Annotated in this window: 4 protein-coding genes; 1 reads left to right on the top strand and 3 read right to left on the bottom strand. The window is 45.2% G+C overall.

The features are described from left to right. Positions 1-74: 74 nt before the first annotated feature. On the bottom strand, positions 75-2,198 hold the full coding sequence (locus tag MHH93_RS17140) for a bifunctional metallophosphatase/5'-nucleotidase (RefSeq protein WP_500054970.1): 2,124 nt from the start codon (positions 2,196-2,198) through the stop codon (positions 75-77). A 198-nt stretch (positions 2,199-2,396) separates the two neighbouring features. Further along, complete coding sequence (locus MHH93_RS17135) at positions 2,397-5,087, bottom strand: Ig-like domain-containing protein (protein WP_500054969.1); 2,691 nt, start codon at positions 5,085-5,087, stop codon at positions 2,397-2,399. A 575-nt stretch (positions 5,088-5,662) separates the two neighbouring features. Here MHH93_RS17135 and MHH93_RS17130 point away from each other — a divergent pair. Further along, entirely contained in the window at positions 5,663-6,289 is a 627-nt protein-coding gene (locus MHH93_RS17130) for a hypothetical protein (RefSeq protein WP_500054968.1), read from the top strand. A 214-nt stretch (positions 6,290-6,503) separates the two neighbouring features. Here MHH93_RS17130 and MHH93_RS17125 read toward each other — a convergent pair whose 3' ends face one another. Beyond that, positions 6,504-12,782: a cadherin-like domain-containing protein gene (locus tag MHH93_RS17125; RefSeq protein WP_500054967.1), complete on the bottom strand. Its 6,279-nt coding sequence runs from the start codon at positions 12,780-12,782 to the stop codon at positions 6,504-6,506. Positions 12,783-12,956 lie beyond the last annotated feature (174 nt).

Genomic DNA, 12,956 nt, shown 5'->3' with positions numbered 1-12,956 from the left:
GACGAGGTCCCTTCTTCTAAGGGACCTCGTCGTTTATTTAATTGATATTTATTATGAATACATGAAGTTCAACATTATGAAGCTTTAGCTGCAACTGTTTTTTCAATTAATGCTTTGGCATCATTAGTAGTAAGGCCTTCTTTTGGTTGAAGTGATTTTTGATCTGTTCCACCAAGAATACCTTTATTAATCAGTTTTGCCATAGGCTTCATTGCATAGGCAGACACGGAAGTACCATCTTCGAAACTAGCAATAATCGTAGCAGTCTCTTTATCGGTAGCTTGACCTTTTACCAATTTAGCAAGAATTGTAGCAGCTTCCTCGCGTGTGATATCCCGATCAGGATAGAAGTTTCCACCGTAGCCCTGGATGAATCCAGCATGCGTAGCTTCAGCAATCGCATCTGCATAGGCCGCATCAGCCGCTACATCCTTGAATGCAGGTGCTGTAGTTACTTCATTTAATTTCAACATATCCACCAGCGCACTTACAAATTCAGCACGAGAAATGACTTCTGAAGTCGCAGGTGTTTCTGTCGGTTCAGTAGATGCAGCCACGTTAGTGATACGTCCTTCATTTTTGGCTTCAATGTTACCGCCTTTAAATGTTTTGACAATGTAATCGTAGAATACATCCAGATCGATCGGACCTGCCAAGGATGATTTAGCATCCAGCAGCACTTTATAGTTGTCTCCGCCTGCAGCCATGAAGTTGTTAACTACAGCCGTATATGTTTTTGCAGGATCAATGGCTGTGCCGTCTTCCAGACTAAGGCCCGTAATGCGCTCTGCAACAGGCTTGTTGAAGTCTGCAGCATATTTCAAACCCGAGATTTGTAGTGTCTTGGTGTTTGGTGTACCGTCAGCATTGGTACCCCATTGCTGTTGCAACAAGGTTTTAACCTGTTCGCCAGTCAGCTCCAGTTTCACTAATGTATTACCGAATGGTTGAATTTTCGCAAGATCAGCAAAGGTTACATCACCTTTTGGCAAATCGGCACGAATCCCACCTGGATTCATAAATGCAAAGTCAGCAGCGCTTGATTTATCCCCAAAGTCAGCATCACGCATTGCATCTGCGATCAGGTTGCCTAGAGGCGCTTCATTATTGTAGGCATCTGTACGCAAAACAGAACCATCTGTTGTACCCACTGGCTTCGTCAGTTCAGGGTGCTTGTCCAATGATTTTTTGATAATTGCCAATGTTTCAGGGTCTTCTTTTACACCCTCTTGGAAAGTCGTTGTAACCGTAGCTGATTTTTCAGTTACATCTCCTGTCGAAGGATCAATCATCAGCTTGATATCTTCAAAAGCCGTACCATAAGAATACGCTTGAACGATCAGCTTTCCGTTCACTTCACCGTTAGCCAAAGCATGATTGTCACCTGCAACGATCACGTCAACAGGGGAATCTGCTGGTAAAGCTTTTGCCAGATCAGCTGCTTCTCCAGTCGTTACGCCTTCTTTGGTGGTTGCTGGATCATGTGCCAACACGATGATCGTTTCTACACCTTGATCTTGCAATTCTTTTGCATATTTATTAACGGCTTCAACTTCTTCTTCCGGACTTAAGAACCGCACACCAGCTGTACCCGATGGGGATACTTTGGCAGGTGTTGATTTGGTCACTAGTCCGATGAATCCAATTTTGACTCCGCCTACTTCTTTGATTACATAAGGCTTGATCAGTGTTTTTCCGGTAGCCGTTTCAATGACGTTTGCATTAACGTAATCAAATTTTGCACCAGCATGTGTTACCTTACCTTCTTTTGGATCCAGGCCACCAAAGATCTGTGCCTTCAAAGCAGCAACACCTTGGTCAAATTCATGATTCCCCAGGGATGCTACATCAAATCCCATCATATTCATCCATTCCATGGTAGGCTCGTCGCGATCCATAGATGAAACCGGAGCCGATGCACCAACAGAATCTCCATTATGGAAGAGTAGGGAGTTTTCATATTTGGCTTGAGCTTCTTTCAGGTAGGTTGCTAGAATTGGAGCCGATCCTGCCTTTTTATCACCAACGATCGATGTCGTATCTAACTGACCGTGAAAATCATTGATTCCAATCAAGTGTACTTCTACATCATTGCCTGCGGCAGAGACTGAACCTGTTGCCCCCAGTAGTTGTGTGAGTAATAGTGCAGTAGTAGCGATACGAATTGTGCTTTTGCCCAGAACGTTTTTCCAAGACATGAATTACATAACCCCTCTCCAATTATCGATCCTGAGATATTTTACCATAGTTCAATTCAGAAAAGTCATAGAAAATATTAAATGTATGTAAAAATATTTGGGAGATTGATAGAGGAGAGGTATGTTTACTACTGACTAAACTTAAAGACACCCCGCAGGGTGCCTTTACTTTCAACTCTATAGAGATTGAGATATTGCTCAGTTAACTACGATTCTTTTATGCTCTAACATGTTCATTAATAGAACGACGGCCTCTGCTCTGGTGGTTGGTGATTTAGGTATGAAATTGTTGTTTCCCATTCCTTCGACAAGGCCAAGTTCCTTCAACGCTGCCACAGAGGTTTTTGCCCATACAGGAATAGATTTTTCATCTGAAAAAAATATTGTAGCATTGCCTGTTGTAGGTACCTTGAGCGCTTTCGCAACCATCATGGCCATCTCGACACGTGCGATATTGGCATTCGGCCGGAACGTGTCGTCTGGATAACCGCTAAGAATGCCCTCTTGCACTGCTTGCGAGACTGCCAATTTGGCCCATGATCCGATTTCAGTTTTATCTGAGAATACCAGATCTGCTCCTGCTTTTTGTGAATTCAATGCGCTCATCAGCATGACTGAGAACTCGGCACGTGTGACGTTCTTACCCGGATTGAACGTTCCATCCGGATAACCGGTAATTATACCCTTGCTTAAAGCTTGTTGAATTCTTGCTTCAGCCCAATGTCCCGAGATATCGCTAAAGCCAGATTCCTTCGTCGGTTCAACTGGACTATTCAAGATGGGCTTTCCGCTAGTTTGATCAACAACAAGAACAGCATACTTCGTGAAATGATTGACCTCGACTGTGATTTGATTTCCTTGAATAATACCTCCATCTACTTTCTCCCATGTCTTGTTCACTTCATCAAAATAAAAAACAGCTGCCGAATGATGACGCTCAAGACCTGTTGAATCAAATGTAAATGTCAGTTTTACCGGTATGAGGAAGTTCTCCGTAAAATTCTTCAGAAGTTCAAATACCGGGCTGGCCAAAATTTCTTTATGTGTTAGCAAAGGTTCCGTATTGGAAACTTTATCAATGGATAATGTCAGCTCGCGAGATGATGCCCCTGCTGGAATTGAGATTTCAATCTCTTTGCCCAGGCTAACCAACCCTGACTTACCAATCGGAACGGTTATTTTACCCGTTGTTGATTTGACTGTATTGTCTATCGGGGCGATTGGTGCAGAAAGACTGCTCGGACTTGTTGTTTGTACCGGCTGTACAGTAAAAACAGAGTACGGATTTGACTCCGTTATTCCCTCTCCTGCGTTACCCGCACCATTGGACACTCCCGTATTTTGAAGGGTGATGACATTGACCGATTTGCTCACATTCGCTTGCGGGGTTAACGTTGCTGTCCACGTCACTCCCCCATCGGTTGAACGAACAGTAGTCAGTGTACCGCTTGCAATCGTTAGATCTGCGTTATCAAAACCTGACACTGCCTCAGAGAATGTGATTGTTACCAAGGATGTTTTGCCAAGAGTAAGCGTTCCATCAGCTACAACAATCGTTGCCGTTGGTCGGGAGGTATAGACCGCGTAATTATTCGAAGTAGTAGTTCCCGTACCTGCGTTGCCTGCAATATCGCTAATACCCGAATTATCAAGCGTGATGACATTGGTCCCACCATCAATTCCTACAGTTGGTATCAATGTCGCAGTCCATGTAATCCCCTCATCAGATGTATGCAGAGCACTCAGCGTGCCGTTTGCAACGGTCAGGTCCTCATTGGTAAAGCCAGTAATTGCTTCCGAAAACGTAAAGGTGACCTCTGATGTCTTGCCGGCAGTCAGGATCATATCGGCGACGTTAATGGTTGCTGTCGGTCTGACCGTATCAATGGCGAAGTTATTGGAATCCGTTGTACCTACACCTGTTATGCCGCTTTGATTCACTACACCCGTATTATGGAGTGTAATCTTGTTCGTTCCCGCAGTGATGCCGGCTGTAGGGGTCAATTTTGCTGTATACGTAATATTATCGTTCGTAGCCAGATTGGTAATGGTTCCATTCATCATCTCAAGGTCTGCAAGCGTAAAACCGGTCACTGCTTCAGAGAAGGTGAAGGTCACATCAGACGTCTTGCCAATATTCAACGTTGTATCGGCTACGACAATCGTTGCCGTTGGCCAAGCAGTATAGATCTCATAATTAGTCGAAGGCGTTGTCCCCGAGCCCGTATTGCCCGCAAGATCACTAATGCCCGTATTATCAAGCGTGATAATGTTGGTTGCATCGGTGATACCAATAGCTGGCGTTAATGTCGCGGTCCATGTTACACCTCCATTGGAGGAACTAAGGCCACTCACCGTACCATTCTCTACTATTAGGTCGTCAACGCTAAAGCCGGTCACTGCTTCGGAAAATGCGATGGTGATCAGTGATGTCTCCCCAGCGGTAAGTACCGTATCGGCTACGACAATGGCTGCTGTCGGTCTTAATGTATCAATAGTATAATTACTCGAAGTAGACGTGCCCACACCTACAATACCGCCTAGATTCATCACACCTTCGTTGTTCAGGATTATGACGTTGGTCGCATCTGTAATATCTAGTTTAGGTGTGAGAGTTGCCGTCCACGTATAACCTCCATCCGATGAGACCGGTGCAGTCAGTGTGCCGCTCTCCGGAACAGTTAAGTCTCCATTGTCCAACCCTTGTACCGGTTCCGAGAACGTAAAGAATACCTTTGCGGTGGTGCCAATTCCCAGCAGCGCATATTCAATCGAAATTGTTGATGTTGGAGCCGCAGCATACACCTTATCTGATGCTTTGAGATACAACAATCCTGCCATTAGAGATACCACCAGAACAATAATTCCAATCTTCTTCCTTAAATACATATGCTCCTCCTCTTAACGCTCTCTGGACTACTCAATAAAATAAAATCCCTTTTAAATACTTCAAATTTAATCTAATCAATTCGACACATACGTTCGAATTCCTATACCCACAATTAAAAATAAATCATTTCCCAAGCAGAAACTACGAACCGTAAGTCGAGACCGAAACTAGTAGCAGTATTCATTGATGTCTTCCTCTATTGAATAGATAGATTTTCATAGAAAATAATGTATTTTATCTTTTTAGTTGCTATAATGGAATAAAAAGTAATATATTTTAAGCGTTCACATACATAGTCCACTGAATACAAGTTTCCATCGAGCTCTCACCCCTCCACTCTAGGTAACACATCCATTTACATATAGCTCATTGATGCAACTAATTTTGTCTATTAAAGGAGGTGAACCGGAGAGCGCTGTATATCTGATTTCCCTTTAATTATCATTGGTGGATGTGTTGATTGCTCTTTCACCACTCCTGACCGAACACTGCGTCGCCATATGCATGATCTGTAAGGGTTTATGGTATTACGTATGAAGCCTCAACCATTCTAAGGAATATAGGAGTGTGTCCAATGAATAATCTATTTTTCCCCAAATCTTTTCGAGTTTTTTTGGCTTGCTTGTTGATTCTTGCATTTGCCGTACCCGCGACCGCTTCTGCCGGCTATCTTGGAGATAAGCTCACGATCGGCCAAAGTATGGCTAAGGGAGACTATCTCACTTCCCAAGATGGCAGATTTTCAGCCATTTGGCAGAATGACGGGAATTTTGTCATCTATCAGAATGGTTCTTCTCTTTGGAGTAGCGGTACCAGTAACAGTGGAGCTCTTTCGTTCAAGTTTGAACCACAATACGGGAAACCTGTCATGTATAAATATGGCATGAAATATCAAGATGTGTACCAATATGGCTATCGCTATGGTTTCAACCCAGCTACAGGAAAATTCGAATATTATACCGGTTGGGGATGGGATAAAGTTTTGATGATTGATACTTCTGTTCAAGTAGCTGCTTGGTCTCCCAACACCACCTCATGGATTCCAGGTCATCACGGTAGCAGCTTACCAGCTAACACAACGGGTGACACCCTGGTCATGCAAAGTGATGGGAATTTAGTTCTCTATAACACAACACTGACCAATAGCAATTATCCGAACAGTTGGATTCCTGTCTGGGCTTCGAATACAGGCGGACGCTAAAAGGGAAAAGACTGGAACAAAAAGAAACGTAACACGATGAAGAGCCACATGATATGCGGCTCTTTTTTGTGTCTAACGTTATGGATCAACTCCCCAATTTGTGTGCACGTAATCGGATAGCAAAAAAAAATCTGAGGAATCTAATTAGATCCCTCAGATGAGTTTAAGATAGCATACACATAATACTAAGTTTGAGTGTGTTCACAATGAAAAATTACCACAGATCTTGTGGGATGTACTCGATCATCGTTTCGGAGCCATCTTCATTGATCTTATACGTATGGGTTCTCGTTGCTTCCTCGACATGTCCATATGACCATTTGTCCAAACGGTTGTCCGGATATGAAGGTTCTGCTCCAGTCAGAGGACCTCTGTAAAGCATCCCATTAATCATCTTAACGGCTTCCTCTCGGGTAATCTGACTTCCAGGTTGGAAGGATGCATCTTTATACCCTGATACGATACCGAAACGGAAAACTTCATCGATAGACTGCTCTGCCCAGTTCCCTTCAATATCTGTAAACGAGCTGATTCTCAAGATATGGTCCATCTTCAGTTCTTTTGCAACGCCGAGATAACGTGCAATGGCTGTCGCCAGCTCTGCTCTTGTGATGGGCTGATCCGGTCTGAATGTATGATCGGCATAGCCTTTAAATATTCCTTTATTTGCGACAGCTTCGATATAATCGGCACCCCAGTAATCTGTAGTGACATCGCTGTACAGCTTGATATGTCGAACCTCATCTTGCAAATGCAGCGTCCGGGCAAAAATAGCTGCAATCTCTGCACGTGTGATGAGCTTTTCAGGTTTCACATTACCGTCTGGGTACCCCATAATATATCGATCATGCTTGTGCTCATAACGATTAGAGTACAACATCACTTTAATCAAGGACGTATCGTCTTGTGTATTTATAAGCGTAAGCTTATGATCTGAGCCGACCACAGCCGTAACAGGAGCATAGATCTCGCCTTCTGTCATTTCGTTAACCTTTAGTTTAAACGTCAATTGGCCACGCGAGTCTCCCGCCACCTTACCAACATTCCACTTGATTTCTTGGCCGGTAACAACACCGCCGTTTGCATCAACTAAACTCAATCCCGCCGGGATCGTAGCTTTAACATACAAGCCATCAGCCTCAGTCAACGTTTTATTGGCGTAAATCACTGTAAAGGTTAGCGTATCGCCTTCTCTGCCCTTCATTTTATCCACAAGAATGGCTGTGGCAAAGTCGATCGGCTTGGTCGTTATGGTTGTCGTAGGCTCAGTCGTTGTGACTGGCGGCTTGACGGGATCAGTCGTTACCACTGGAGAGCCCCCTGTGTTGGATGACGGAAGCGGCGTCATGCTAAAGTCGTACAGCACGATCTCCGTACCTACATGAATTAGCGGCTGGTTCGTATCCACAACTCTGCTGTCGAAATCCTTATATCCTGCCTTGGTCGCGGTTAAATAGTAATCCGTATGCGGAAATACCATGAACGCATACTGCCCTGTCGCATCACTCGTCTGCGGGTTTGCATTATCCGCTGGTGGGAAATTGACCACAGGTGGCAAGTTGACCACCGTTCCGTTACTGTAATGAAGCGTAACGATTGCACCGGATATTGGACGACCGGTTACGGAATCGGTAATTGTACCGTATGGGTCAATGAGCACCTCACTAATGCTGATTTGTCCGTCTGAACTAATTTCAATATCAGCATGGCCGACTACAACAGGTTGTGTTCCACCGCCCGGAAGCGGAATGTTATAGATGACATCGGCAGTGTAGCTGCCCTTAAGTACACTGTCGATATTGAAAATTCCATCAGAATCAACTTGGCCTGTATGAGCCCCATTGCCGTCATTGATTATAACCGTGTAACCGCCGCCCACCGTTCCGTTGAGTGCCAGGGATCCACCTTGCGATGTTTCCACCAAGACAACACCCGAGACTGTTTTATTCCCCTCAAAAGATCGGCCATCTACACTGGCGTTTACCGGAACACTCTGATTAAACGTGACGGATTTTTTCTGTCCGCCGATTTCTACTTGCTTCGTAATGGATACATCGTACGTCACATTACCCTGTGGTATAGCCAGGGTGTATGCTCCATCGCCCGCTGTAACTGCAACAGCATAAAAATCAGTAATGCCATCACCGTCAAAATCTTTGCTTACTTTGATTAAAGCCCCTTTTACAGGGTGACCTACCTGGTCTGTAACGACGCCCGTAATAACACCAGGGGTGATGGTAATATAGATGGTGTCACTCACATGGAGACCTCTAGGCTTATCGTCAACCGTTGCCGTCAGCGGTATGGACGTAGACCCCGTACCACCAAGAACTGCCGCGGTGAAGGTTGTGGTTGCGATGCCATCTTCATCCGTTAAGACACTTACTGTGTTGGAGTTTCCAACAAAATGACCATAAGTTGTATCTGGCACATCAAATACGACTTCAATCCCTACCTGAGGACGACCTTCTTTATCAGTCACTACCGACTTAAAGATGGATGTAGATGTGCCGTTACCAAGTATCGACGATGGGTTGGCTGTCAACGTTATTTCGAACTCCACAAGCTCGAAGTCCTGAATAACAACCCCGTTCCCATTGCCGTTGACCGTAGATACGGAAACTTCTCTATGAGCGCGGCTATACTTGTCGCTAATCACTTCTAACATATAGTTATTGATCACAACATCTTCAAAGGTGTACTTGCCATCTGAACCCGTTGTGAATTGTCCCTTCTCTTTACCTGCAAGGTCACGTAGAATTACTGTTGCGCCTGATATCGGATTACCGGTTTTTTTATCCGTGACCGTTCCAGCAATGCTCGGGTTGGTCATTGTGATTGTCACCGTGGCTATGTTGGACTGACCGGTTCCGTCAGAAGCTTGATAGGTGAACGTCACACTGCCGAACGCTTCCTCTTTTGCCTCGAACGTGAATGAACCATCCGAGCTGGCGGTCAGCGTACCCTTACTTGCATCGCTAAGCGAACTGATATTCACTGCAATGAGGGTATCATTTCCTGCGTTAGTGTCATTGGATAGGAATCCGTGTTCTGCCGGGACAGTCAGCGTATTTCCTCTGACAACCTGGTAGCTGTCATTAGCGGCAGCTGGAACCGCTTTGAATTTTGCATAATAGTCTCCAGCCGTATGAACAGTAAAGGAATAGGCCGCAGCTGTGCTTACTGGACTGCCTGCACCTTCCTCATTGTCATACCAACCTGTGAATGAATAGCCCACAGCCGGATTAGCCGTAATCGTTGCTGTTTCACCAAACCCATAAGCATCATCACCCGAAGTCGTGCCGCCCACACTCCCAATGACATGCGTAGTAATTGGCATCGTAATTGTGATCGTCACCGTTGCTACACTCGAATGAACGGTTCCGTCAAACGCTTGATACGTAAACGTCACTTTACCGGAAGCATTCTCCTCCGCATTGAACGTGAATGATCCATCTGGGTCCACATTCAGCGTGCCCATACTTGGATCGCTGATGGAGCTGATATTTGTCACGGTAAGAGGATGATCCTCATCATCCGTATCATTCGAGAGCAAACCTGTCTCGACTGGAACGGTGAGTGTATCCCCACTCTTTATGCGATAATTATCATTTTCCGCCACAGGCTCATGTGTAGCAACGGGTAGCGTAATCGTGATTGTCACCGTAGCTTCATTCGAAAGGGCAATTCCATTATCAGCTTGGTAGGTGAACGTCACACTACCAGACGCTTCGCTATCCGCCACGAATGTAAATGAGCCATCCGAATTCACATTAAGATCGCCTTTGGTCGGATCACTGATTGAGCCGATTTTCACCGCCGTAAGTGGACGATTCCCCGCATCTGTATCGTTCAATAAGATACCCTCTGCCACCGGAACGGTGAGCGTATCTCCCCGCAAGACACTATAAGTGTCATTCTCAGCGAAAGGCAGTATATCAAATTTAGCATAATAGTCATCATCCGTCTGAACGGTAAACGTATAGGATGAATCCGTACTCACTGGAGTACCTGTGCCTGCTGTGTTGTCATACCATCCCACGAATATATAGCCTTGATCCGGGCTGGCTGTAAGTGTCGCTGAATCACCGATATTATAGGTGTTATCCCCTGCAGTCGTCCCACCAACAGTTCCGATGACATGTGTAGTGATTACTGCTGTTGTTACATCCGTTACATTGGTAGTTACTGTATTGGAACCCAGGTTCAATCCCGTTATTACAGCATTATCGCTAACTAATGTCTGCTGCGTGCTTGGTGCCGTTATAGTAAACGTGAGTACTTTACTTCCGTTCGCGGGAACATCAATTCCCGTTTTAGTTTGACCGTCACTGGTGACGCTGAGTCCTGTTTTTGCCGTATTGGTATAGTTATAAATGGTGACTGTATAGTCCATAGAACCGTTCGTTTGAACTGTCGCTGGACCTGTCTTGTTGATTCCCATCATCAGATCAAGTCTACCGTTGTTTCCAAGTCTCATCGTCGCCTTGCCCTGGTTCAGAGACTCCTCGGTTACGTACGATGCACCGATTCCATCTGTTTTGGAGATCGTCTGCTTATTCGTTAAAGCAAGATAATAAGGGCTGTCCGTAGGCGGGAAGAAATAAGCCGCTGTTTTGGCCCCATCGATAGCATTACCCGAGTTGAGATAGCGGGATAGATCGCCGACTTGATTTGGCGATACCTGAAAAGTCGGTTTTACTTTATAACTGAGCTTAAAAGTACCTTCTGCAGGCGCACTATAATCCCCCGATTGTGGGTTTGTCCGGTTCTTGAAGCGATAAATATGCGGTTGCATGTCTTCTGCGTCGATATACCAAGTGAGATTGGTAACGCCTGCGACTGTCTTAATGACGGCTTTACTTCCGTATCCAGCGAATTGATACGCTGTACCGCCATTGATCGTCGTGGTTGCATCCACTGTTGCAACGGTGTCACCGATTTTCAACGTGGACAAATCCACATTAAAGTCTTCGCTGATTTCGTCTGCAACGACAATTGCACTTGCTATATCGGCTGTCTCTGAGCCAAGATCGGTAGTCTCCGGTATATTGAGAAGCGGAAGTATGGTCGTAGTAGCTTCTACATCATTGGCCAAGCCAGCAAAAGCTGAACTGACAATGTCATAGGTTGGAGCGAATGTATAATAATTACTGTATACAAAAGAATCTGCGTAGTTAAAACCATTTGGACCCTGTGCAGCATAGGTTTTCAGCTTGTCATACGTATTCTTTGCCGTACCATAGTTATAACTGCTGTCTTCCTTATGATCGTTAACTCTTTTCGGGTCAAGACCTGCCCATGCATAGACTGGCTGGCTACCACTATATGGTCCGTTAATTGCCGTTGTTGATCCAAGTCCCACTGTATACACTTTGGCCTTAGTGGTTTCTCCTCCATTGTATGCAGTGTACTGATTATCCAAAAGACCCTTCATATATGCTCCGGTAAGTATAGTCAGTGCAGCGATTTCCGGATCGCCTGTATTGGCCAGACTGGTACCGGCAGTAGCTGGTACGTATTTGTTACCATCAGTTCCACTCTGAGTATAGTTAGCAATCGTTGTAGCTTCGGTTAATGCATTGTTATAATCCGATTCGAATGATTTTCCTTTTGGGGAAGTATACCATGCCTTCTTAGCATGAATTGCCGCACCGTCCGATAGAAGGAACAAATACGGCTGACGCTTAGGTCCCGCACCCTTGGTCCCCACATTTCTCATCGTCTTCGAAACGCCATACATGATGCCATCCTGTGTTGGTGTTCCTGCCCCCAACGAGACTGCCGATTGTGTTCCAACGGTACCGCCATCCTTGGTCAGATTACTGTTCACCGTGATGGTTTGGTTCGTTGCATATTTCAAAAAATCTTCCGTTCCATGTCCTGAACTAAAATCGTAATGTCCTAGTTCCATAAACGTGCCGAGGTGGTTGGAGTTAGCCGATCCTCCAAACCAATAAACGGCAACCCGGTTATTGGGATTGGCATCCATGACTGTGCGGATTGCATCATTGGCAGCCTTGGCCATCGCTTCGACACGATAGTACACACCGGGTCCACCTGCTGTTTCCGCTATTTCTCTCCCATTCAGATTGCCCATAGACGAACTCATATCCAATATGAAGGTCACATCTGCCGCAGGACCATCAGTACTGCCGCTCCCTCCGACACCTGGATTGGTGGAATTTGCCGTCATATATTCTTGTGCTAGCGCTGACAATTTTACATTGAAACTGCCATCACCTTCTGCTGTGACGCTCTTGTCAGTCCAGATACGCCCGTCTGATGCAGCTGTACCAAAACCGCTAGGCGGCGTATCCGTCACCGGGTCAGCGGTTAACTTGACCTGGTATTGACCGTAATTCGTCTCCGCCACAGTTGGGGCGATTGCCGCATTGGCCACTGAGCCGTCCAAAGGGGCCAAACCACTAACCCCAAACATTAGGCACACCGTAAGCACAATTGAAATGAATTTTTTAATACCGTTGTTCATACTTATTTCCTCCGTACAAAAATGAAATGTAAAATGTAATCCTCTGCTACAGCAAAATTCTTGTGTTTCTTCGTCTACAACCCACACTGTTCAAAAACGATCTATCACAACGTTTATTACCTTCTTCCCGTCTCCAGATTTATTGCGAATTTCAGTATAATCATTTACTCTAAA

This window comes from Priestia sp. FSL H7-0729 (genome assembly GCF_038005685.1).
Classification (GTDB): domain Bacteria; phylum Bacillota; class Bacilli; order Paenibacillales; family Paenibacillaceae; genus Paenibacillus.
Note: the sequence above shows the minus strand (reverse complement) of the source record. Positions and strands in the feature narration are given on the sequence as shown.

What these genes read in the sequence shown, in the direction of transcription:
- MHH93_RS17135 (WP_500054969.1), bottom strand. Translation starts at nt 5,087, where the DNA reads ATGTATTTAAGGAAGAAGATTGGAATTATTGTTCTGGTGGTATCTCTA.
- MHH93_RS17125 (WP_500054967.1), bottom strand. Translation starts at nt 12,782, where the DNA reads ATGAACAACGGTATTAAAAAATTCATTTCAATTGTGCTTACGGTGTGC.
- MHH93_RS17130 (WP_500054968.1), top strand. Translation starts at nt 5,663, where the DNA reads ATGAATAATCTATTTTTCCCCAAATCTTTTCGAGTTTTTTTGGCTTGC.
- MHH93_RS17140 (WP_500054970.1), bottom strand. Translation starts at nt 2,198, where the DNA reads ATGTCTTGGAAAAACGTTCTGGGCAAAAGCACAATTCGTATCGCTACT.